Origin of the sequence: Priestia aryabhattai (genome assembly GCF_023715685.1) — a bacterium.
Lineage (GTDB): Bacteria > Bacillota > Bacilli > Bacillales > Bacillaceae_H > Priestia > Priestia aryabhattai_B.
Genome location: NZ_JAMBOQ010000001.1, coordinates 1,182,593 through 1,206,552 on the forward strand (window position 1 = coordinate 1,182,593; position 23,960 = coordinate 1,206,552).

General features: G+C 39.1%; 22 protein-coding genes and 1 other annotated feature. Of the genes, 4 read left to right on the forward strand and 18 right to left on the reverse strand.

All coding sequences use genetic code 11. The features are described from left to right. Positions 1-63 precede the first annotated feature (63 nt). Together tyrS and acsA are read right to left on the reverse strand one after the other, a co-directional pair. Positions 64-1,323: a tyrosine--tRNA ligase gene (gene tyrS / locus M3225_RS06105; RefSeq protein WP_251391705.1), complete on the reverse strand. Its 1,260-nt coding sequence runs from the start codon at positions 1,321-1,323 to the stop codon at positions 64-66. A gap of 73 nt (positions 1,324-1,396) precedes the next feature. Next, positions 1,397-1,607: a binding site (T-box leader), on the reverse strand. Between the two features lie 139 nt (positions 1,608-1,746). After that, on the reverse strand, positions 1,747-3,462 hold the full coding sequence (acsA, locus tag M3225_RS06110; RefSeq protein WP_251391870.1) for an acetate--CoA ligase: 1,716 nt from the start codon (positions 3,460-3,462) through the stop codon (positions 1,747-1,749). 284 nt (positions 3,463-3,746) lie between these two features. On the opposite strand from acsA, the gene M3225_RS06115 reads away from it, so the two are divergent. From M3225_RS06115 to M3225_RS06125, 3 genes are read left to right on the forward strand one after another with little or no spacing between them, the layout of a single operon-like run. Beyond that, a complete protein-coding gene (locus tag M3225_RS06115; protein WP_251391707.1) occupies positions 3,747-4,379 on the forward strand; it encodes an N-acetyltransferase in 633 nt (210 codons plus the stop codon). Positions 4,380-4,409: 30 nt separating this feature from the next. Continuing rightward, entirely contained in the window at positions 4,410-5,051 is a 642-nt protein-coding gene (locus M3225_RS06120; protein ID WP_251391709.1) for an acetoin utilization AcuB family protein, read from the forward strand. Then, a complete protein-coding gene (locus M3225_RS06125) occupies positions 5,051-6,214 on the forward strand; it encodes an acetoin utilization protein AcuC (protein ID WP_251391711.1) in 1,164 nt (387 codons plus the stop codon). Before M3225_RS06120 ends, M3225_RS06125 begins: the two co-directional genes overlap by 1 nt. A gap of 28 nt (positions 6,215-6,242) precedes the next feature. Here M3225_RS06125 and motS read toward each other — a convergent pair whose 3' ends face one another. From motS to M3225_RS06165, 8 genes are all read right to left on the reverse strand, one after another. Further along, positions 6,243-6,902: a flagellar motor protein MotS gene (gene motS / locus M3225_RS06130; RefSeq protein WP_308215717.1), complete on the reverse strand. Its 660-nt coding sequence runs from the start codon at positions 6,900-6,902 to the stop codon at positions 6,243-6,245. Next, the gene (gene motP, locus M3225_RS06135; RefSeq protein WP_251391713.1) at positions 6,892-7,695 is read right to left on the reverse strand and encodes a flagellar motor protein MotP; all 804 of its coding nucleotides are present in this window, start codon (positions 7,693-7,695) and stop codon (positions 6,892-6,894) included. Before motP ends, motS begins: the two co-directional genes overlap by 11 nt. A 53-nt stretch (positions 7,696-7,748) precedes the next feature. Continuing rightward, the gene (gene ccpA, locus M3225_RS06140) at positions 7,749-8,747 is read right to left on the reverse strand and encodes a catabolite control protein A (RefSeq protein ID WP_251391715.1); all 999 of its coding nucleotides are present in this window, start codon (positions 8,745-8,747) and stop codon (positions 7,749-7,751) included. 559 nt (positions 8,748-9,306) lie between these two features. Next, positions 9,307-10,383 carry a bifunctional 3-deoxy-7-phosphoheptulonate synthase/chorismate mutase gene (locus M3225_RS06145; protein WP_251391717.1) on the reverse strand — a complete coding sequence of 359 codons (1,077 nt, stop codon included), beginning with the start codon at positions 10,381-10,383 and terminating at the stop codon, positions 9,307-9,309. A gap of 518 nt (positions 10,384-10,901) precedes the next feature. Next, complete coding sequence (ytxJ, locus tag M3225_RS06150; protein ID WP_251391719.1) at positions 10,902-11,222, reverse strand: bacillithiol system redox-active protein YtxJ; 321 nt, start codon at positions 11,220-11,222, stop codon at positions 10,902-10,904. Between the two features lie 90 nt (positions 11,223-11,312). Beyond that, entirely contained in the window at positions 11,313-11,714 is a 402-nt protein-coding gene (locus M3225_RS06155; RefSeq protein WP_251391721.1) for a hypothetical protein, read from the reverse strand. A gap of 179 nt (positions 11,715-11,893) precedes the next feature. Next, entirely contained in the window at positions 11,894-12,349 is a 456-nt protein-coding gene (locus M3225_RS06160; RefSeq protein WP_251391723.1) for a YtxH domain-containing protein, read from the reverse strand. Positions 12,350-12,376: 27 nt separating this feature from the next. Beyond that, positions 12,377-12,862 carry a DUF948 domain-containing protein gene (locus M3225_RS06165; RefSeq protein ID WP_251391725.1) on the reverse strand — a complete coding sequence of 162 codons (486 nt, stop codon included), beginning with the start codon at positions 12,860-12,862 and terminating at the stop codon, positions 12,377-12,379. A gap of 282 nt (positions 12,863-13,144) precedes the next feature. Here M3225_RS06165 and M3225_RS06170 point away from each other — a divergent pair, with 282 nt between their 5' ends. Beyond that, complete coding sequence (locus M3225_RS06170) at positions 13,145-14,260, forward strand: aminopeptidase (RefSeq protein WP_251391726.1); 1,116 nt, start codon at positions 13,145-13,147, stop codon at positions 14,258-14,260. Between the two features lie 42 nt (positions 14,261-14,302). Here the strand turns inward: M3225_RS06170 and murC are convergent, their stop codons facing one another. The 8 genes from murC to M3225_RS06210 all read right to left on the reverse strand — a co-directional run bounded on the left by murC (position 14,303) and on the right by M3225_RS06210 (position 23,937). Next, a complete protein-coding gene (murC, locus tag M3225_RS06175) occupies positions 14,303-15,604 on the reverse strand; it encodes a UDP-N-acetylmuramate--L-alanine ligase (RefSeq protein ID WP_251391728.1) in 1,302 nt (433 codons plus the stop codon). A gap of 185 nt (positions 15,605-15,789) precedes the next feature. Beyond that, positions 15,790-16,443, reverse strand: coding sequence for a nicotinate phosphoribosyltransferase (locus tag M3225_RS06180; RefSeq protein ID WP_251391730.1), 654 nt, complete (start codon positions 16,441-16,443; stop codon positions 15,790-15,792). A 340-nt stretch (positions 16,444-16,783) separates the two neighbouring features. Next, complete coding sequence (locus tag M3225_RS06185) at positions 16,784-19,888, reverse strand: DNA translocase FtsK (RefSeq protein WP_251391732.1); 3,105 nt, start codon at positions 19,886-19,888, stop codon at positions 16,784-16,786. A gap of 428 nt (positions 19,889-20,316) precedes the next feature. After that, entirely contained in the window at positions 20,317-20,922 is a 606-nt protein-coding gene (gene ytpR / locus M3225_RS06190) for a YtpR family tRNA-binding protein (protein WP_013085234.1), read from the reverse strand. Positions 20,923-20,924: 2 nt separating this feature from the next. Next, positions 20,925-21,737: a DUF1444 domain-containing protein gene (locus M3225_RS06195; RefSeq protein ID WP_014457994.1), complete on the reverse strand. Its 813-nt coding sequence runs from the start codon at positions 21,735-21,737 to the stop codon at positions 20,925-20,927. A 72-nt stretch (positions 21,738-21,809) separates the two neighbouring features. Then, positions 21,810-22,127: a thioredoxin family protein gene (locus tag M3225_RS06200; RefSeq protein ID WP_013059504.1), complete on the reverse strand. Its 318-nt coding sequence runs from the start codon at positions 22,125-22,127 to the stop codon at positions 21,810-21,812. A 153-nt stretch (positions 22,128-22,280) separates the two neighbouring features. Further along, positions 22,281-22,805 carry a DUF84 family protein gene (locus M3225_RS06205; protein ID WP_251391734.1) on the reverse strand — a complete coding sequence of 175 codons (525 nt, stop codon included), beginning with the start codon at positions 22,803-22,805 and terminating at the stop codon, positions 22,281-22,283. Between the two features lie 58 nt (positions 22,806-22,863). Continuing rightward, positions 22,864-23,937, reverse strand: a complete 1,074-nt coding sequence (locus M3225_RS06210; RefSeq protein ID WP_251391736.1) for a M42 family metallopeptidase — start codon at positions 23,935-23,937, stop codon at positions 22,864-22,866. Positions 23,938-23,960: the final 23 nt, after the last annotated feature.

Below are 23,960 nucleotides of genomic sequence, written 5' to 3' on the forward strand. Positions count from 1 at the left end.
CCGTTCCCTATGGAGCGGCTTTTTTACTGTCTTTATATATAAAAAAGGCCTTTCGGCCTTTTTTTATGCGTATTGAATAAGCGTATATTTTTTCTTGCCTCGACGAATCACTGTGAATTGACCTTCAATACGGTCTTCTGCACCTACCATTTTTTGTAAATCTTGCTCACGCTCACCGTTTAAGTAAATCGCACCGTTTGAAATATCTTCACGTGCTTGACGTTTAGAAGGAGAGATTTTACTTTCTACAAGTAAATCAATTAAACCAATATCTTCACCTGTATGCATGTAAGAAGGCACATCCTTGAACCCTTGCTTAATTTCTTCCGCTGTTAACTCTGAAATACTTCCGCTAAATAAAGCTTGCGAAATACGAATTGCTTGCTCAAGAGCTTCTTCACTGTGTACAAGCGTAGTCATCGCTGCCGCTAGTGCTTTTTGTGCTTCACGTTTTTCAGGAGCTTCTTTTGCAGACGCTGCTAATTCATTAATTTCTTCGTGCGATAAGAATGTAAAGTATTTTAAATATTTTATAACATCGCGATCATCTGTATTAATCCAGAACTGGTAGAATTCATACGGACTTGTTTTTTCAGCGTCTAACCAAATTGCTCCGCCTTCTGTTTTACCGAACTTCGTGCCGTCTGCTTTTGTTACAAGCGGAACTGTTAATCCAAATGCTTTTGCATCTTCTTCTGATTTACGAATTAATTCTAAACCAGCCGTAATATTTCCCCATTGGTCGCTGCCGCCTATTTGAAGCTTACAGTTATATGTTTGGTATAAGTTCAAGAAATCATATGATTGTAAAATCATATAGCTAAATTCCGTAAATGAAATGCCTGATTCGATACGAGATTGAACAGAATCCTTCGCCATCATGTAGTTGATACCAAAGTTTTTACCGATATCTCGTAGGAATGTAATAACGTCTAATGAGCCAATCCAATCATAGTTATTCGCAATAACTGCTGCATTTTCACCTTCTTCGAAATCCAAGAAGCGTGAAAGCTGACCTTTAATGCGCTCACTAAACATGGCAACCGTTTCTTTTTCATTTAACGTACGCTCTGCTTTTTTACCGCTTGGATCTCCAATAAGACCCGTGCCTCCACCAACTAATGCAATCGGTTGGTGTCCAGCTTGTTGAAAGCGACGTAAAATTAAAACAGGAAGCATGTGGCCGATGTGAAGGCTGTCGGCTGTCGGATCGAATCCGCAGTACAAACGAACAGACTCTTTACTCAAAAGTTCACTTAAACCTTTTTCATCCGTTTGTTGGTTAATGAGCCCTCGAAACTCAAGATCTTGTAAAATATCCATGTTATATTCTCTCCTTTATCTAATTGCTCGTTACAATTTGTTGAACAACATAAAAAACGCCCCTTCTTAAAAAAGAAGGGACGAAAATATCGCGGTACCACCCTATTTGGAAATAAATTATTTCCCACTTAAATGATGTAACGGTCTACCCGTCTTTTGCTACTGTAAGTTCACAAAAGATGCTCAAGGACGTATTTCATATTTGTCTATGTACTGATTTTCAGCAACCATCAGCTCTCTTAAACAGGGAGACAAGTATTACTTCTTCCTATCACTGCAGTTTATTTTATTTAAAAGTTTACACCCCACAATTATGAATGATTTCATTTTAAAATTCAAGTCCAAAAAAAAGTTCAAACAGCTGACTGTTTGAACTTTATAAAAATCACTTATTTTCCCTACAAAGATTGAAACGTTTACTCCTTAGTCTTCCATCGTTGACAAATCGCCCGTTGGCAAATCTAATTCCCAAGCTTTTAAAACGCGACGCATAATTTTACCACTTCGTGTTTTAGGTAGCTTGTCTTTAAACTCGATTTCACGCGGGGCTGCATGAGCAGCTAACCCTTTTTTCACAAATTGACGAATATCTTCAATCAGTTCATCTGAAGGTTCATACCCATCCCTAAGTGCGATAAATGCTTTAATAATTTCCCCGCGCACAGGATCAGGCTTACCAATGACACCCGCTTCTGCTACAGCAGGGTGTTCAACAAGCTTACTTTCTACTTCAAATGGACCCACGCGTTCTCCTGCCGTCATAATAACATCATCAATTCGGCCTTGGAACCAAAAATAACCGTCTTCATCCATATACGCCGAATCACCTGATACGTACCAATCACCTGGCATAAAATATGACTCATACTTTTCTTTGTTGTTCCAAATCGTATGCATCATAGATGGCCAGCCTTTTTTAATTGCTAAGTTACCCATTCGATAAGGTGGAAGCTCCTGTCCTTGGTCGTCAATGATTGCTGCTTGTACACCCGGAATAGGTTTCCCCATAGATCCTGGCTTAATTTTCATAGACGGATAATTACAAATCGTCTGACCGCCAGTTTCAGTCATCCACCACGTGTCATGAATACGTTTTTGGAAAACCTTCATTCCCCAGCGTACCACTTCAGGATTTAATGGTTCTCCCACACTTAATACATGTCTGAGATTGCTTAAATCATAGCGTTTAACTAAGTCATCACCAGCTCCCATTAGCATACGAAATGCTGTAGGTGCACTGTACCAAACCGTTACGCCAAAATCCTCAAGTGCTTGATACCATGCATCTGGACTAAATCGTCCTCCTACAATCACATTTGTTGCTCCAGCAAGCCAAGGACCAAAAATTCCGTAGGAAGTCCCCGTTACCCAACCGGGATCTGCTGTACACCAATACACATCGTCATCTTTTAAGTCGAGCACCCACTTTGCGGTTTGATAGTGCTGAAGCATTGCGTTGTGAACATGAAGTACGCCTTTTGGTTTGCCGGTTGAACCTGATGTATAATGAAGCAGCATACCATCTGTTCTATTTACCCACTCAATTTCCACCTCTTTATTCGCCGCTTCTAATCGCTTGAGAAAATCTAGTTGAATGCCTTCTTCTTCTACATTTTCCCCTACAAGCAGAATGTGTTTTAAAGCTGGCAAATCTTTCACCGGAACGCGGCTCAGCAATTCAGGCGTTGTAATTAACACCTTTGCATCACTGTCTTGCAAACGATCTTTTACTGCACCTTCCATGAACGCTTCAAACAAAGGCCCAACAATAGCGCCAAGCTTCACCGCGCCTAACAATGCAAAATAAAGTTCCGGAGAGCGAGGCATAAAGATAAACACGCGATCTCCCTTCTCTACGTCTGCTTGTTTTAGCACGTTTGCGGCTTTGTTTGACCATTCTTTCATTTCTTTGAATGTATATTTTTCATTGCGCTGCGCATCTCGATAATAAAGCGCAACTTTATTTTTACGCGTAGAGTTTGCGTGCTTATCAATTGCTTCATAAGCTGCATTTAATTTCCCTGTTTCATGCCATGAAAATTCCTTCTCCACTTGTGACCAGTCAAAGGTTTGATACGTTTTATCATAGTCCTGTAAGTTGTATACCCCTTCAATTACAGGAAGCGCTTCCACCTTCATCACAAACTCCCCCTTATGTATAAAATTTACAAACCTATTATATAACAAAAATAGACTTTTCACAATTTTATAAAAATTATTTGTCGGAATTGGGATAATAGTCTCCCTTGTTATATGACAACCTCTATTATAGAAGTGTCGAATTAACAAGAATCTCTTTTAATTTTCTATTCTATGTTTTTTTAAAAACTCCTTTTCTTTTATTTAATTTTTTGAAAACGCTTTAATATAGAGTTTTTTTTGTATTATAATACAGATAAGACTGCTTGAAGGTGGTGATTCATGTGAAACATTCCCAAACATACAATATGAAAGAACTAAAAACAGCTGTTGGAGCAATTGTTATTGAAGGACCTGTCTCCTCACAGACCTTGCAACAACTTGATTTTCATGAGCAACTAACGGCCTTTCGTCCACCTGAACAGCAAAAAGAAGCATTGATCGAGATTGCCAACTTGCCTGAAGGTAGAATCATTATTGCTCGCCATCACCATACAATCATTGGTTACGTAACCTTTTTATATCCCGATCCTCTAGAACGATGGTCGGAAGGAAATATGGAGAATTTAATCGAATTAGGAGCTATAGAGGTAGCCGCTCCATTTCGCAGCTACGCTGTTGGTAAAAACTTGCTTATCGTATCTATGATGGATGATGCAATGGAAGATTATATTGTCATTACGACAGAATACTACTGGCATTGGGATTTAAAAGGAACAGGGCTAAATGTGTGGGATTACCGCAAAATTATGGAGAAAATGATGAATAAAGGCGGACTTACGTGGTTTGCCACAGATGATCCGGAGATTAGCTCCCACCCTGCTAATTGTTTGATGGTAAGAATCGGGAGCAGAGTCCCTCAAGAAAGCATGCAAGAATTTGACAACCTGCGCTTTCGAAATCGTTTTATGTATTAAGCTGACCTTTAAGAAAAGGAGCCGTGTCTGATGATTGTTGAAGAGATGATGAAAACCGATCTCGTTACCTTAACCCCCGACCATACGATTGCTGAAGCTATGAAACTTTTAGATACACATAAGATTAGACATATTCCCATCGTTAATGACCTTCATTACGTAGTTGGCATCATTTCTGATCGAGACGTAAGAGATGCAAGTCCATCTATTTTAGATAGCAATTATACATCTGCTCTTCTATCCGAACCCGTGCGGATGATTATGCAAACAGAAGTCATTACAGCTCACCCTCTTGATTTTGTTGAAGAAATTGCAAGTATTTTTTATGAACATCAAATCGGTTGTATTCCCGTCACAAGAAACAAGCGGTTAGTAGGCGTTGTGACCGAAAGAGATCTATTACATACGTTTATTCAGCTTACCGGCACCAATAAACCAGGTTCACAAATTGAAATAAAAGTAGAAAATAAGGCTGGCGTGCTCGCTGAAGTTACATCCCTCTTTGGTTCAAAGAGAACAAACATCTTAAGCGTACTTGTCTACCCTGATGTAGATGAACGATATAAAATCCTTGTGCTTCGCATTCAAGCTATTAATCCATTGATTAGTATAAATACATTAAAAGAAAACGGCTATGAGGTGTTATGGCCTAAATTACCGGAGATGACGTAATGACTAGTAATGCTGTATTTATTTATTCAGATGATATTCTTTCGTACAAATTCAGCAATAATCATCCGTTTAACCAGCTTCGTGTTCAACTAACATATGAACTGTTACGGGAATTTGGCGCTTTAGGCAATCAAGATATTGTATTACCGCGGATGGCATCTGATGAAGAACTTCAGCTTGTCCATGATACTAGCTATATTCAAGCGGTAAAATTAGCAGGAAGCGGCGAGCTTTCTGTTGAAAAAGCAGCGGATTTTGGTCTTGGAACAGAAGATACACCTATGTTTCCCAACATGCATGAAGCCAGTGCATTTTTAGTTGGGGGTACACTTACTGCTGTAGATTATGTTATGACTGGAAAAGCTAAGCATGCTCTAAATTTAGGAGGAGGATTGCACCACGGCTTTCGAGGAAAAGCTTCCGGCTTCTGTATTTATAACGATAGCGCGGTAGCCATTAAATATATGCAGCAAAAGTACAACGCGCGCGTTCTCTATGTCGATACAGATGCTCACCACGGTGACGGCGTGCAATGGACATTTTATGACGACCCTTCCGTTTGTACTCTTTCCATTCATGAAACGGGACGCTACTTGTTTCCAGGTACGGGAAACGTTAATGAACGCGGGCACAGTGAAGGCTATGGTTATTCATTTAACGTGCCTGTTGATGCTTATACCGAAGATGAGTCTTGGCTCGATGTTTATAAGACCTCTTTAAAAGAAGTAGCTGCTTTTTTTAAACCGGATGTTATCTTGACACAAAATGGAGCCGATTCTCATTATTACGATCCGCTCACTCATTTATGCGGCACCACGAAAATATACCGTGAGATTCCTAAAATTGCTCATGAAATTGCCCATGAATACTGTCAGGGAAGATGGGTTGCGGTTGGCGGAGGAGGTTATGATATTTGGCGAGTTGTTCCTCGGGCTTGGTCATTCATTTGGCTTGAAATGATTGAACGAAAGGCAGAAGGCATGCTTCCTCTGTCATGGCTTGAAAAATGGACAAAAGTATCCTCTCACCCCGTTTGCATGCAGTGGGATGATGAACTCAATATCTATCAGCCAATTCCAAGAAAACCAGAAATAACAGAAAAAAACGCTCAAACTCTTGAGCGCGCTCTTTATCCTATTCGTTCTCATACATCTCATTCTTAAAAAAGGCTATACAAGCGTATGGCCTTTTTCACTGTGCTTCGGGATCTGAAATAATAATTTCGACGCGTCTATTTTTTTGTAGATTGTCATTAGACGTGTTCGGAACAAGCGGCTTTGTATCTCCGTATCCAATTGCTTCAAAGCGGTTAGCAGAAAGAGAAAAATGGTTCGTTAAATAACGTATGACGCCGCTAGCACGCGCTGCCGATAGTTCCCAATTAGATGGATAACGATAGGTGTGAATGGGTCGATTGTCGGTATGACCTTCTACTTTAATATCATTTGGAATAGTACTGAATAACCTTCCTAATTCATCTAGAAAAGGGGTACCTCTTTTCAAAATGTCTGCTTGTCCTGTTTCAAACAGCACCTGTTCTTGTAAAATAAGCACAACTCCGCGTTCATCTCGCTTAGCAGTAATGACGTGCTGAAGCTTATTTTCCTGCAGGTAGTCCTGCACTTTTGCTAAAATGTTATCCAGCTTTTGAGACTGCTGGCTCTTGTTTTCTACAGAAGCTAAAGAATCACTGCGTGTAAGTGAATTGACAACGGTCTGAAACTTTTGATTATCAACGCTAGACATTGAAAATAGTAAAATAAAAAAAACTAATATTAACGTCACCAAATCAGCAAATGTTACCATCCATTTTGGCGACTGTGCCGAGTACCTTTTTCTTCTACGCTTCACGAATTTGCTCTCTCTTTTCTTCAAGCTTTCGTTTTTCAACAGGAACAAATACTTTTAGCTTAGCTTGCACAAAGCGAGAATTTTGGCCTGCCTGCAAGCCAATGACACCTTCAATAATCACTTCTTTAACAAAAAGCTCATGCTCCGTTTTACCAGCTAATTTAGCTGCGATTGGCTGAAAAAACAGGTTTGAAAGCAGCGACCCATACAATGTGGTCAAAAGAGCAATTGCCATATTAGGACCAAGCGATGAAGGAGTATTAAGGCTCTTTAGCATTAACACTAGTCCAACTAGCGTCCCAATCATTCCCCAAGCAGGGGCATAATCGGCTGCTTTTTCAAACATGTTTCGACCTCTCGCATGTCTTTCTTCTACTGCAGCTATTTCAGCTTCAAGCAGCTCTCGAATCATTTCTGGTTCTACTCCATCAATGGCTAGTAAAATACCTTTTTTCACAAATGAATCATCGATTTGTTCAAGCTCTGCTTCTAACGATAAAAGTCCTTCTCGACGCGCTTTTTCAGATAAATGTACAAATGTTCCTACAATTTCTTCTATGTTTATTTCTTTAGACTGAAACGCTTGTTTCCCTACTCTTCCCATGTTTTTTAATTGTTTTAATGGAAAGCTCACGCACAGCGTACCAAAAACGCCGCCCAGTACAATCAAAATCGATGGCACATCAATAAAAGCTAAAAAACCGCTCATTCCTCCACTTGAAATAACCCCAAACACAACCATAGAGATACCAATTAGTATCCCTATAGGTGTGAGCATATCAATTTTTTTCATATTCTATCTCCCCGTGTCTGAACTTTGGATTCGTTCTTATTCATTCACAGGTATTATTTTGTTGATTGTCTGAACTCGATGCGGTGAGGAAGCTGTACAATGCTGCTGTCGACCGTTTCTTTGTTCATGTATTTCGTTAATAGACGCATCGCTACTGCACCAATGTCATACATTGGCTGTACAACAGATGTTAGCTGAGGACGAACCATTGTTGAAAGTCTTGTGTTATCAAAACCGATAACTTCTAGATCGTTTGGTACATTCAGCCCTCGATCTTGTGCCCCGTGAATAACACCTAATGCCATTTCATCCGTTCCAACGAAAATAGCAGTTGGCTTTTCATCTTCTTCTAATAGTTTTTCAACAGCTTCAATACCTGAATCGTACGTGTAGTCTCCTTCTACAATATAAGAATCACGCACAGGCAATCTGCTTTCAGTAAGAGCACGCTTGTACCCTTTTACTTTTTTCGCATGATTGATTGGTTCTTCTAACGTACCTGAAACGAATGCAATATTTTTATGACCGCTGTCAATTAGCGATTGCACTGCATCAAAAGCTGCTTGTTCATAATCAATAGTTACAGATGGGATTTGATTGGTTGATTCGATCGATGCTGCAAGTACAACTGGAACCGGTGATTTTTTTAGCTCTTCTACGTGTTCTTCCGTAACATTCCCACTCATGAAGATGATTCCGTCTACTTGTTTACCAAGCATGTTATTTAAAAGGTGAAGTTCTTTATCTTGATTTTGATCGGAGTTACTTAAGATGATATTATACTTGTACATCGTTGCAATATCTTCGATTCCACGCGCTAATTCTGCATAAAAGATATTTGAAATATCCGGAATGATAACTCCTACTGTCGTTGTTTTTTTACTTGCTAATCCACGCGCTACAGCATTTGGACGATAGCCAAGTCTTTCAATTGTTTCTAATACTTTTTTTCTAGTTGATGGTTTTACATTTGGATTTCCGTTTACCACACGAGAAACCGTTGCCATCGACACGCTTGCTTCCCTTGCTACATCATAAATTGTTACGTTCACAACAAACACTCCTTATCGAAAAACATTTCGTTTATTTTATCCTTATTTCATTTCTTGTATTTACGTATATAAATCCATCTTCCTTTATAGAATGGCTATTTCTAGCTCCTTCACTCTTACATACAGCTTAGATACCCTGTATGCATCTAAATCATTCCTGTCATGTCCTTATTATTACGTGTGCAAAGACAATTTTACCAGTTTATATGTAACAATGTAAAAGACAGTGTATATTAAGTAAATAAAAAAAGTGAATTGCGAATTTATATCATATGCAATCACAGAATGATAGCGAATATCTGTAACTACTATACGATACTATGTGCTTCATCGCAACGTATTTACCGCCTTTTTCCGACAAGTTTCACGAGAATTTCATAAATTCTTGTTTTTTGGATTTGCACTTATTCTTTCCTATTTTGACAAAAGTTATCGACTGTTTTCAAAATACGTGATAATTTCGCGTATCTTTATTATAACGAAAGGCAAACAAGCTTGAAACCATTAAGTATCTCAAACTTGTCATAAAAGCATACGAATTTTTCATTTTCACGTTTTTTTATAACTTTAAGTTACATATAGGTTTGAGCTGCTTCATAAATTCAGTAAATTGCGGAATATCCATTTGCTGAGCTGAGTCAGAAAGTGCTACAGCAGGATCTGGATGAACTTCGGCCATAATTCCATCCGCACCAATGGCAAGAGCCGCTTTAGCGGTTGGAACAAGTAAATCTCGTCTCCCCGTTGAATGCGTGACGTCGACTAAAACAGGTAAATGAGTTTCTTGTTTTAAAATTGGAACGGCTGAAATATCTAGCGTATTTCGCGTTGCTCGCTCATACGTACGAATTCCTCGTTCACACAAAATCAGCTGATCATTTCCTTTTGACACAATGTATTCAGCAGCATTAATAAACTCATCAATCGTAGCAGCTAAGCCTCGCTTTAATAAGACAGGCTTCTTCATCGCACCCGCTTCTTTTAACAGCTCAAAGTTTTGCATATTACGAGCGCCAATTTGAATCACGTCTACGTATTCTAACGCCGTTTCAATATCAGCTGGGTTAACAATTTCACTAATAACGGCTAAATCATATTCATCAGCTACTCTTTTTAAGATTTGGAGTCCTTCTAAACCAAGGCCTTGAAAATCATAAGGAGACGTTCTTGGTTTGTACGCACCGCCTCTAAGCATCCGCACGCCTTGCTGCTTCACCGCTTTCGCTACGGCTGCTACTTGCTCATAGCTCTCAACTGAACAAGGACCTGCTACAAAACGCTGAAGTCCATCACCAATCGTTTCTCCTTTCACCGTAACAATTGTATTTTCCGGCTTCTTTTTACGAGATACAAGAAGTGCTTTACGATGATCATCTTCTTGAAGCTCTAAATGAGCTTTGAAAATCTCTTTGAAAATATGTTGAAGCGTAGACGTTTGAAACGGTCCTTCGTTTTCGTTCAGAATCGTGTCAAGCATTGCTCGTTCACGAACGGGATCAAACCGTTTGGTTGACTGCATGCCTTTTAACTTTCCTATTTCTTGAACAAGCTCTCCTCGTTCATTAATAAGCTTTAACAGTTTCATATTTACTTCGTCAATTTGAGATCGCAAATGCTGAAGATCTGAATTGGTCATGTACGTCCACCCTTTCACTGATTTTAAAAAATCCGTTTAGCAGGGTTACTACATAAGATGATAGATGATGGAGGATATGTGTAAGAGGCTTCTCTGCTTTTATGTGCTAAACTACATCTATTGTACGAAAAAGCAGATGAAACCGCAATCAGCACATAAAAAAAAGCGGTTGAGACATAACTAAATCAATCCCATCTAAAAACGAACAAATTGGAAAATGATCTAGTATGGATCACTTGTTACACCGCTGTTGATTTCCGTGCAAGACTTCGCTTTCCGCGGGCGGGCGATGAGCCTCCTCGTCGCTTCCGCTCCTGCAGGGTCTCACCTATTCCGCTTTTCCCTCAGGAGTCTTCGCCTTGCCCTCCAATCAACAGCTAGAAGCAACTACATATATGAAACCTACGTTCACCATACCCATGAAAAAATCCGAACGAGTTTGATTCTTCATCAAGAATCTCGATTCATCGTTCGGATCTTCCTTCAACTAAACTTTTTTTGTCCCAGCCTCTTTTCAATTAATGAGCTACGTTTTTCGCTAATTCTTCGTTAATGTTCCAATGAGAAGCGTGCCACTTTACTTTCCCATTTTCAAACAGAAGCGCTTGAGGTGATTCATGTTTTACTTCATACGTTTCAGCGATATAGTTAGATACATCACGTGAATCTTGAACATGAAGATAATAAGAAGGAATTTCTTCATGACTAGAAGCAAACGCTGAGAATGCCTCATGACCAGCTGCACTAATTGGACATGTTGTGCTGTGCTTTAAAAATAAAAAGCGGTTGTTTTCCTTTACAACTTGTTCGAACTCTTCCACTGTTGAAATCTTTTTCATTTTTTTCACCCTTTCTGTACTTACTCTTAAGTTTACATGGTTTGACCATTTCCATACAAAAAGAGTGCTCAGCTTTATGTATGAAACTCATCAGTTCATTTTAATAAAATTTATAGAAGACATGATTTTATAAGCACGTTTTTTAATTTCTTTTTCATTACAATCTTCTTGCGACTGACTACACTCTTCATAATAAACAGCTTCCACGCTTCCTTTTCCTTGAACCCGATAAATGATTCCTCCAAAACCGAATGCTCCTTCGTCTATTTGAAACGGCGCTACATATATGATGGTTTTATCTAAATTCACTTTTTGAAATGGTTCTGTTATATTTAGTTCACTCTTTAAAAGGTCTTTTGAGTCCTTCATGGTTGTACCATAATTAGATAACTCTTTATTAAATCGAATACGAAGTCGACCACCACTATTATCTTGATTAAGAATACCAGCTGTAAGAAATTCATTTGTATCTTTATTTCTTGTATAACTCATATCATCAATTTGTCCCCCAGCGGGAAACAGCATCTCATACTGATTCGTTTTAGAGTGAAATGTATAATAGCCCTTTTCTTCTTCTTTATTATGAAACGATCATTTACGTGCTGCTGGCCATCCTAAATTACATACAAAAAAAGCGTTCACCCTATCGGGTAAACGCTTTTTATTATTTATTATGGTCGTGGAACTGTACTTTCCACTTCATCTAGTGCTTTTTGAGCTTCTGTTAGCTTCTGCTGAACGTCTTGGTTGCTTTGAGACTCCACTTCATCAGCAAGCACTTCTAAGCTTGTTGGAGGTAATGCTTCGTGTTCAGGATCTACTTTACGGAAGTTTTTCACTTTGTCCACTACCTGCGAAGATTGCTCAGACAATGTTTGTGATAAACCAGCCGTTTTTTCTTTAGCCGTTTGAGCAAATCCTTGTCCTTTTTCAACAGCACTGTTTTTCGCTTGCTCTGTTTTTAAACGAACGTAGGCTGCTTGCTCATTTAAATCAGAACGGAACTCTTTACCTGATTTTGGAGCAAGTAATAATGCCGTTGCAGCTCCTACAACTCCTCCAATAACTGTTCCTACTAAAAAGCCTTTATTTGAAGTGTTGTTTGGTTTATTTGGTTTGTTTGACATATGCGTCTCCTCCTTTAAAGTTCATCCTTATGAAAATGAGCGTGAGCGTTGAACCGCTTTTTCTTTTACTTCAACAGGTACAGGCTCTGCGTCAATTTTTTTCTGTTTTCTTAATTTTATACGTTCCCATACGTCTAATGCAACATTGCTCCATTGAACGACTTGAGCAACAGTTTCTTTATTTTCTTCTACTTTTTCTGAAACGCTTGATGATACGCTTTTAATAGACTTATTTAGATCTTGGATTGAATCACCTACGCCTTTAACAGAATCCACCACTGTGTTCAGCGCTTCGGATTTACGCTGAATATCTTCAGCTAACAGATTAGTCTTATGTAAAAGTGCAGTTGTTTCGGCTGTGATTCCTGTCATTTGCTTTTCTACACCGTCTAAAGTACCTGCCACTGAATTTAATGTTTGCTGAACGGATTTCAATGTTTTGGACACGGAAACCACCAGGTAAAAAATTGCAATGGCAACAATAGCAGCGCTTAAATAAAGAATAATAACCATCTGTGCAAGGCACCTCCTATTTTCATCTCTCTTGTTATAACTACTTTCCCAATTTTATAAACAATTAAACCTTCTATTCCCTATAGATTCTTTAACTTTACCATATTCTCTCTGCTTTTATTCATAAAAAGGGAAGACTGCTACATTATTTCGCGATATATGAGTTATTTCCCTTCCTAAAGAAAAAAAGGAGTTTAAAGCATAAAAACAAACAAAATAAGCTCAGTGGGGTACAATAGAAAGTGAATCACCAATCATTGTTATTTTAAGGAGGCCCTATTTATGAAAGACCCTAGAATTGCAACATTAGCTAAAAATTTAATTAATTATTCTGTTCGCCTTCAAAAAGGTGAAAAAATATTAATCGAAAACTTTGGACTTCAGCGCGAACTTGTGACAGCCCTTGTAGATGAAGCGTACAAGGCGGGTGGCTATCCGTTTGTACTACTAAAAGATCATTCGGTAGACCGAGCTCTTTTAAATGGTGCACAAGAAGAGCAGTTCAATATGATGGCAGAATTCGAAGCAAATGTGATGAAAGAAATGAATGCTTATATTGGCTTGCGTTCTGGTTCAAACATTTTTGAACAATCAGATGTTCCGGCAGATAAAATGAAAATCCAAGGGAATACGATCGGTAAAAAAGTACATAGAGAAATTCGCGTTCCAAAAACAAAATGGGTCGTTCTTCGTTATCCAAATGATTCAATGGCTCAGCTTGCTAAAATGAGTACAGAAGCATTTGAAGATTTTTATTTTGATGTATGCAACTTAGACTATGGCAAAATGAGCAAAGCAATGGATGCTTTAGTTGAATTGATGAACCGTACGGACAAAGTGCGTTTAACAGGTGAGAATACGGATTTAACGTTCTCTATTAAAGATATTCCTGCAGTGAAGTGTGCCGGAGAAATGAATATTCCAGACGGTGAAGTATACACGGCTCCTGTGCGTGATTCTGTAAACGGAACAATTTCTTACAACACTCCTTCTAACTATCAAGGCTTTACGTTTGAGAATGTATCCTTAACATTTAAAAACGGTAAGATTGTTGAAGCAACCGCTAATGATACAGAACGCATCAACGGCATTTTCGATACGGATGAAGGCGCTCGTTTTGTTGGCGAATTTGCGATTGGCGTAAATCCGTATATTCAACATCCAATGCAAGATATTTTATTTGATGAAAAAATTGACGGAAGCTTCCACTTCACTCCTGGTGAGTGCTACGAAGATGCGTATAATGGAAACAAGTCAAATATTCACTGGGACATGGTGATGATTCAGCGCCCAGAATATGGCGGCGGCGAGATTTATTTTGATGACGTATTGATTCGTAAAGACGGGCTATTTGTGATTGAAGAATTAAAAGCGTTAAATCCTGAAAATTTAAAATAAGTTTTTGAAATAAAAAAAGGCACTCAGGAGAGTGCCTTTTTTTTATGATACGGTTTGCTGATATAGTTTTTCAAACTTTTGAATGTCTCCAGCACCCATAAATACTAATACAGCTTCATTATGGTCTTTTAACGATTCAATTGTTTCTTCATTAATCAATTCAGCTCCGCTGATTTTGCTTCGTAAATCTTCAATTGACAATTTCCCTTGATGCTCACGAGCTGATCCAAAAATGTCGCATAGATATACTTTATCAGCATGCTGTAAGCTTGCTGCAAAGTCCTCTAAGAACGTTTGTGTACGCGTAAATGTGTGCGGTTGGAAAACAGCCACAACTTCACGGTTTGGATACTTTTGACGAGCAGCTGAAATCGTTGCATTAATTTCCGTTGGATGGTGTGCATAATCATCGATTAGCACTTGTTTGCCAACGTTTTTTTCACTGAAACGACGTTTTACACCTTGATATGTTTTAAAACGCTCTTGTAGCACAGCAACGTCAATTTCTTCATAATGACAAAGTGCAATAACAGAAAGTGCATTTAAGATGTTATGATCGCCATACCCTGGAATTTCAAATGATGCATGGAATGTATTGCGAACGAACACATCAAATGATGTGCCTGTTGTACTTTTTACGATATTACGAGCTTGGAAATCATTTTCTTCGCCTAATCCGTAATAAAGAACGGGCACCTTCGCTTGAATTTGCTGCAGGTGTTCATCGTCACCACAGGCAATAATTCCTTTTTTGACTTGAAGTGCCATCTCTTGGAACGCACTGAATACATCATCGATATTAGCAAAATAATCAGGGTGATCAAAATCAATATTCGTCATGATTGCATAGTCTGGCGTATATGATAAGAAGTGGCGGCGATACTCACATGCCTCAAACGCAAAATACTTGCTGTCTTTTACCCCTTTACCCGTACCGTCTCCAATTAAATATGAAGTAGGTTCAGCTCCTTGAATCACATGCGCTAACATACCCGTTGTGGATGTTTTTCCGTGTGCTCCTGTTACGGCTACACTCGTATACTGTTTCATGAAGTCACCTAAGAAACGGTGATAGCGTACAAGCTTGACTCCTTCTTTTGAAGCTGCTTCTGTAATTTCTTCATGCGTATCAGGAAAAGCATTTCCTGCGATTACAGTCATGCCGTCTTTAATATTATTTTTATCAAATGGTAAAACAGGAATTCCCTGCTGTTCTAGTGCTTTTTGCGTAAAAATTTCTTTTTCAATATCCGATCCTTGAACTTGAAAGCCCATATCGTTTAGGATTTGCGCAAGCGCACTCATTCCTGTTCCTTTAATACCTACAAAATGGTAAACTGTCATATAAAGAACCTCCAACATTCGTCTATCTGTAAGACAGTATATGACGGTTATCTAGAATTGCTCTTACAAACGTATATAAATGTCGTTTGATTGCTGATTTCATGATAACATTCGTACATTATATCACTTCTTATAACATAACACCATGACTCCATTTCTACTCTCTTCCCTTGCGAAACGGCCTTTTATTTTGGCTTCATCACATATTGTATAGCCTGCTGTTTTAAAAACGAGCGCCATGTCATTGCATTTTTTTTGTCATTATATTGCGTTACTAACTGTTCAATGCGTTGTTTATGTCCTAAAAAGAAAGAGTCAATTAACACGTCATATCCGATTGATTTTATTTTTCGAATCCAAATTACTTGTTGTTCCTCTAAATTTGCAAATCTTCCTCTTACATCTTTGATGATAACCTGCTCATTTGTCAATGGGGTATATCCTTTTAAGAAAAACGAATTAGGTACTTTAGACACAATAATTGGCTCTAGTACACTCGTCAAAAAAAAGGCTCCTTGAATCAAAAACGGCTCTGTTTTCTGCTTCGCCTGATCAGCTAAAAAAAGCTGTAGCAGGGTTTTCCCCTGAATGGTTACATATTCAAATGCAAACCACTGAAAAAATAATTGTTCATGGGAATCAGACAGAGGCGCCTCATGAGGCAAGTTTACTAACTCTTTAAATATATGTGAAGCCCGCACTTTTTCTCGTATATTCGTGTAGCGGTTCACAAAAAAGAAATATTGATTGTAAAAGTCGCAAATAGCATTGTCAGACTGAAGCTGCTTTCGTTCACGAATTTCATTAAAGTTAATCAGTTCATGATTTTCTTCTGTCATTACTCTTCACTCGTACTCTAATTATTTTGGTTTGTCCTCTTTAAACATCTTCAGCTCATATGTTTCTACCGGTGAGACATGATAGCAAACTATCACATGCTAAAAAAGCAAAACACACATTATCCTTACATATAGTAAATCATTTTACTAGTTCTGACAAACCTTTTCCGTTTTTTCTTGATGGATTTCTTCCAAAATCTCTACTCAATTTCTGTATAAACAGACTTAAAGCAGGAAAAAAAGAGGCGGCGGATACAGTGACAAAGCGTTAGCTCACATAAAGCTGTATCCTGTTGAACTTGCATAGCCTCTTTTTTTAACCTACATGTAGAAAAACAGCTTAAAATGTAGAAGTGGCTGTTTGACTTTCCATTTCCTGAAGCTCGTTTTCAGTAATGAGCACATCTCTCGGCTTGCTTCCTCTTGCTTCTGAAATAATTCCTTGCTGCTCCATCATATCAATTAGGCGCGCAGCACGATTGTACCCCATTCTGAAGCGTCTTTGCAGACTGGAAGTAGATGCACCGCCTTGATCTAGCACAAACTCGCATGCTTCATAGAAAAGCTCATCTTCTTCATTTGGAGCAAAGCTTTGCTGCTTTTTCAACAAATCTTCTTGATCAAATAAGTATGTTGGTTTCATTTGTTTTTTGACATGATCTACAACGCGGTCAATTTCTTCATCTGAAACAAAGTTCCCTTGAATTCGAACGCTTTTAGAAGAGCCGTTTTCAAGAAGCAGCATATCACCTTTACCTAATAGCTTCTCTGCTCCCCCTGTGTCGATAATTGTACGTGAATCAACTTGCGAAGAAACAGAAAATGCAATACGCGTTGGCACATTCGCTTTAATTAAGCCTGTAATAACATCTACAGAAGGACGCTGCGTTGCAAGCAATAAGTGAATGCCACACGCTCTTGCCTTTTGAGCAATACGGCAAATAGCTTCCTCTACTTCTCCTGGAGATACCATCATTAAATCGGCAAGCTCATCAATGATAATAACTAGATATGGCAGCTCCCCGCTTTTTTCATTATGTTCTTTTACACGTTCATTGTATTTTTTAATATCACGTACGCCCGCATGCGCAAACAGTTCATAACGGCGCTCCATTTCCTCTACTGCCCATTTTAAAGCTGTAGTAGCTGCTTTAGCATCCGTGATAACCGGGCTGACTAAATGCGGAATACCGTTGTAAGGAGCTAGTTCAACCATTTTAGGATCAATTAACATAAGCTTGACTTCGTGTGGCGCAGCTTTATAAAGCAGGCTGACGATAATGGTATTAATACACACGCTTTTACCGGACCCTGTCGCTCCGGCAATCAAACCGTGAGGCATTTTGTTCAAGTCAGTCACAACCGGCGTGCCTGAAATATCTAACCCTAACGCCACCGTTAAAGAAGAGTTATCTTTTCTAAAAGAAGGATGTCTCAAAATTTCACGAATTAACACCGGCTTACTTTGACGGTTTGGCACTTCAATTCCAATCGTATTTTTCCCTGGAATTGGTGCTTCAATTCGGATATCACGCGCGGCTAGGCTCAGTTTAATATCATCTGTTAAATTCGTAATTTTGTTCACTTTCACACCGGGTTCAGGATGTACTTCAAATCTGGTCACGGTAGGACCTTGCGTGACGTTTACGACTTTAGCTCGAACATTAAAGTTTTTTAATGTCATATCCAACAGCTCACGCTGCTCATCCGCCCATTGATTATCTTCTTCAATAGCAGCCGGAGGAATGTTAAGCAAATTCATTCCAGGAAATGTATAAGGAGAAGAAGCCTTTACATTTACGGGTTCTTCAGCTTTTAACGAAGCTTGTGGAACCGCTTCTTGTGTTTTTTCACCATGAACTTCTTCTTGCCTACTTACTTCCGTTTTTTTTTGCAGAGCTTCTGGCTCCTGCCTTTGGTATGAACCTTGTGACGGCTGACTTTTTTCTCGGGCGCTGTTATCCATCTTTGTGCGGTCTTTTTTTAGCATCATCACGTTAAAAGGCACTAATCGCTTACCGCGAGCTCGTTCAGCATTCCCTGGATGTTCTGCAGGCACAAGAGGTTCTACAGCTGGCTCTTGCTGTACTTGTCCGTGTAACTCTTGACTTTCCTGTATACCGCTCTCTTCCTCTTTTATCACTGAATTTTCAAGCTCTTGGTGAACAACAGGGGCAGCCGCTTCTGGTTGCAATTCATCAGCTGTGGGTTGCGATGGATTTAAACTTTCAGAATTCAGCTCATGTTCTGCTTCAATATTCACACTGTTTGTTGGCTCTTCTAGAATGAAGTCACTTTCTTTCTCAGCAGCCGGAGCTTCTTCTATCTTTCTAGGCTTTAGTGCTTCTACTTCTTCTGCTGCTTGTAAAAGCGCTGCGCTTCCGTCCATCAACGTTTCTGCTTCTACCTCTTCAGCCTCATTTCCTGTCTCTTGTTGGAGAGAAGCTGAGGATTCAGACAGGCGGATTTCCTCTGAAATTGGAACTTCTTCTGCCACTGCCGTATCTTCCACTAAATCCCAGTCAAGAGTTTTCTCTTGTCCCACTAACGGTTCGACCGCGTGTGATTCTTCAAAAGCTTGAGCCTCTTCTTGTTCTTTTACGGCTACTGAAGAACTTGGCTTTTCTTCAGGAAATGATAGTTTCTCTTTTTGATTTTCCTCATATTGCTTCCACTGAGCAAAACGCTGAGAAGACTGTTGCTTCATTTCTTCCGTTTCTTGAATCGGTGCTTCTTCATCTACGGGCTTAAAGGCCGGTTTTCTTAGCGGCTCTACGACAGCCGTATTCATCGCTCGTCGGTAAATTTCATCTTCAAACGCTGCTTTTGATAATTGTGTACTCGGAAGCTCATATTCTACTACTTCCTCACTTCCGCTTTGTACAACATTAGAAGGACGCTTATTAAACCCATATACAGGTGAAGGAATTTCAGTCGGACGAAACGGACGTTTCCTTACTTGCGGAACCGCTTCTTTCTTTTCTGATACCGTTTTTAACGGCTGAGACACTGACTTAGGCTGCGTTAGCGCCGACTTGCGAACAGGCTCTTGATAAAATGGAGCCGGTGCCTTTCTTGTTACAGCTCTTGGTTCATTTTTAGGAACCGCTGCCTTTTTTGCTTCTCCCGTGTCCTCAATCAAAGGAAAGCGAAACGTTCCTTTTGGATATTGATAAGCTACTTTTGTATGAACATCTTGCTGTTCTTCACTGTAACTCCGCTTTTGCGGTCTGGTCGAATGTGAGACAGAAGGTTTTGGTGCTGCTTTCATCACTGGCTTTTGGTGCACTGACTGCATTTGTTTAGGCTTAAGCGCCTTCTTTTTAGGAATTGTTTTTTCTCTATTTAAAGGGTATTCTTCCGTTGTATTACCATGTTCGTCTACAACGATTTCTTTCACTTCGTATCCTAGTAAATAATCCATTACTTTTCGTACAAAACCCATTTTTATCACTCTTTCTATCAGACTATCTTACTTCGTTTAGCCTCTTATATCGCAGTGCCGCGACATTTACAAAAAGCTATCCATGCATCCTTTATTTACCTTTGGCCTCAAAGTATTCTCTGAGATGGATATATATACTATCTTTTCATTTATCATTCTATCACGTATGCTTGAACTCTTACTATAAAATCTACTATTTTGCTTCCCTTATTTATACAGTAAAATTCCTCTTTGCAAAAATATTTTTTCGCGTCTAGTTAGCACTAATAACTAAACGCAAAAAAGCCACTAGTATATACTAGTGGCTTTTAATTTTATCAAACCTTTTTAAGAATTGACAATTGCTTTTCAGCAACTGTAACGCTTTGAAATATACGTGTAAAAAAACATCATGCTTTTGCCCTATAAATCAGTATCGCACTCTGCTTTTATGCTTGAAAAGGTTGACCTACTTCATATTTGTCCTCAAGTACTAAAATTCCTTTTTCTTGAGGAGCGTTCGGAAGCGCCAGCTCTTTAGCAGAACAAATCATACCTGAAGAAGGTACACCGCGCAGTTCTGCATCTTTAATAATCATACCACTTGGCATAACCGCTCCTACTTTTGCTACCACGACTTTTTGACCTGCGTCTACATTTGGTGCTCCACATACAATTTGAAGTGTTTCTGTGCCAACATCTACTTTACAGATATTCAGCTTATCTGCATTTGGATGCTTCTCCTTCTCTTGAACATATCCCACTACAAATTTAGGAGATAAATCCACTTCAAGTTTACCTTCAAAACCGCTTTCGCTAAGTACACGATTTACTTCTTCCACCATTTCTTCTGTTAATTCAAGAGAACCATTTCCCTCTACTTTTAACTTAGAAGAAGCATGAAAGATGTTATAGCCAGCTGTTGTATTTGATTTTTGATCAAAGATACGCACAACGTCGCCTTTTGTTTCAAACGTTCGATTTTCGATTGCGATATCTTCTAGCTTGACGATTAACGTATCGCCGATGCCTTCTTTATTATAAAAAAGATTCATAATTAGTCCCGTCCTTTACTGCGATTTTTTCCTAGAATAAAAATAGGTTCTAGCTCACCGTTTTCGTATAAAAATGAAAGAGCCGTGATGGGTACACGTCCACTTGCAAAAAAGCTCATGGTCATCTGCGCAAGAATATCATAACCTGTTTCGTTTTGAATGTCAGCTAGAATCAGCACATCTTGGTGAGGTACTGCTACAGCCATTGTGCCCGAAACACTAGAAGCAAAATCCTGTAAAAATGCCTCGTTAAGAATTCGGCTTGCATCATATCCATCGTTCTGATTTACAAAATAAAAGTCATTGCCTGCTACCGTATCTTTTTTATGTGAAATCGGCAAAGAGCGAAGATTAAATTTAGCCATTTCCCGCACTGCGGATAGATCTAAATTTTCCTTACGAATTAGTTTCTCATCTAATAGACGATATGTATTGCCTAAATCAAGCGCATAATAAATGCGTGTTTCAGCTGTATGTTCATCATAAATCAACGGCACGTCTTCATTCGATTTATCCGGAAAAGACGTTGAGCGAATAACTGGATAAATGCGCTTTTCTTTTCCCGTTACCTGCTGTTCATCGTTCATAACACGAAGAGCTTCTTTTATATAATATACCATTTCATCTAGAGCTGCTTCCTTTTTTTCTTCCCATTTTGCAATTAGCCCAGGTAAAGAAATGGTTACACCTTTTTTCGTTTCCTGATGTTCAACGCGCAGCGTATCTTTTTCACGATCAAATAAAAACGACCAATCTGCACCCGTTAATCGCTCTTCTAGTAGTTTTCTCATCTTTTGACTATTCATTTTCGCCATATTTACGCCTCCTTTTCTCATTTTTATGTATGAAGACTGATAGCTGTAGATAGCTATCAGTCTTCACTTGATTTATGCATTTAAGCCGTTAATGAACTCTTCAATTTCTTCTTTTGTTTTACGGTCTTTGCTGACAAAACGCCCTGTTTCTTCTCCGTTGCTGTAACCAACGAAGCTCGGAATACCAAAGATGCTTAATTCTGCACAAAGATCGATAAAGTCGTCGCGATCGACATAGTGAAATGTATACTCGCTATGATTCGCCTCAATTTCTGGAAGCACAGGCTCGATTACTCGGCAATCTGGGCACCAGTCTGCTGAAAACATCATGATATGTTTTCCTTCTTTAATGATTTCTTTGTATTGTTCAATTGTTTGCATTTTTTCCATTTTTCTTTCCTCCACTTTTTCTTTTTCTTTCGTATTTAAACGGCTAAAGCCCTATACATTATTTAATCCTTCTACATCAAAACATAGTATATGAGTTGTTGCAACTATCATACACTGATGCTTTTCCATTATAAAGGTTTACAAAGAAATTTCCTACTGAACAGCTTGATTTGCCCTAAAATCCAGCTGGCCTTTTAGCATTAAAACAACCTGATAAAACATAGTGGTCCGATCTAAATTTCCATTGGTGAAAATACCAATTGCTCCTTCTTTTTTTCGAATGTTCTTTTGGTTTGTATACACTTCCATAGCTTCGGCTAATTCTTTTTTATCATGACGAAGCATATCGGCTACCGCTTCAGGAAGCTGAATACGGGCCCCTCCCGCTAAAACCGGTTCAAGGTCCTTAAAGGTAACAAGACTTCCCCAATTGCAAAGGAATAAGCCATGAGGCGTTTCTTGAACCCCTCCTTCAAGCCCAATGCCAATATCAGCACCTGTTTCTTTGACAGCAGCATGCGCGCGGTTAATCGCTCCTCGGATGGTTTCTTCATCAGAAAAAGGCTGTGGCGACACCCCAGACTGCACGTCTACCTCTACATATGTAAAAATATCTCCAAATACTTTTTTTACTGCATTTACTTTTGTTGGGTTCTTCGTTCCGATGGCAATTTTCATTTTTTTCTCCCGTCATTATAAAACAAAGCAACCGCAAAAGCAGCTGCTTTGTTCTTTTTTATCCGTTTTGCTTAATCGTATCAAGCGTTGTTTGATCTGTAGAACGCACAAGTTTGACTAATAATTCCTTTGCAGCTGCATAGTCATCTACATGAATCATAGATGCATGGGTATGAATATAACGTGAACATACGCCGATCACTGCAGAAGGAACTCCATTATTGGAAGTATGAACGCGCCCTGCATCCGTGCCTCCTGGGGAAACGAAGTATTGATAAGGAATGCTGTTTGTTTCAGCTGTATCTAAAATAAACTCTCTCATGCCTCTATGTGTGACCATCGTACGGTCAAAGATGCGAAGTAATACTCCTTTTCCCAATTGTCCAAATGCATTTTTATCGCCTGATGTATCGTTAGCAGGGCTAGCATCTAGCGCATAAAACAAATCTGGTTTAATCATATTAGCAGCTGATTGGGCACCTCGAAGTCCCACTTCTTCTTGAACAGTAGCTCCAGAGTACAAGATATTTGGCAGTTTTTCATTTTTTACTTCTTTTAATAATTCAATAGCAAGGCCGCACCCATAGCGGTTATCCCATGCTTTCGCCAGTATTTTCTTTTCATTTGCCATTGGCGTAAACGGACAAATCGGTACAATTTGATCGCCGGGACGAATGCCCATTTCTGCTATTTCCTGCTTGCTATCTGCGCCCACATCAATCATCATATTTTTAATAGCCATTGGTTTGTTGCGCTGTGATTCGTCTAATAAATGCGGAGGGATAGAAGCAATAACGCCGGTGATTGGACCTTTTTTTGTAACAACATGTACGCGTTGAGCTAGCAGTACTTGACCCCACCATCCTCCTAGAGTTTGGAAACGAAGCATTCCTTTATCTGTTACAGACGTAACCATAAATCCTACTTCGTCCATATGTCCTGCTACCATTACTTTAGGACCTTTTTCTTCATTATAGCGAACGCCGAATAAACTTCCTAACCCATCTTGAATGACTTCATCTACAAGGGGTTCAATTTGCGAGCGCATAAATGAACGTACTTGATGTTCGTTTCCAGCGGCACCTGGTAACTCCGTTAATGTTTTAAATAGAGATAGCGTTTCATTGTTCATATATACTCTCCTTTATGTACCTT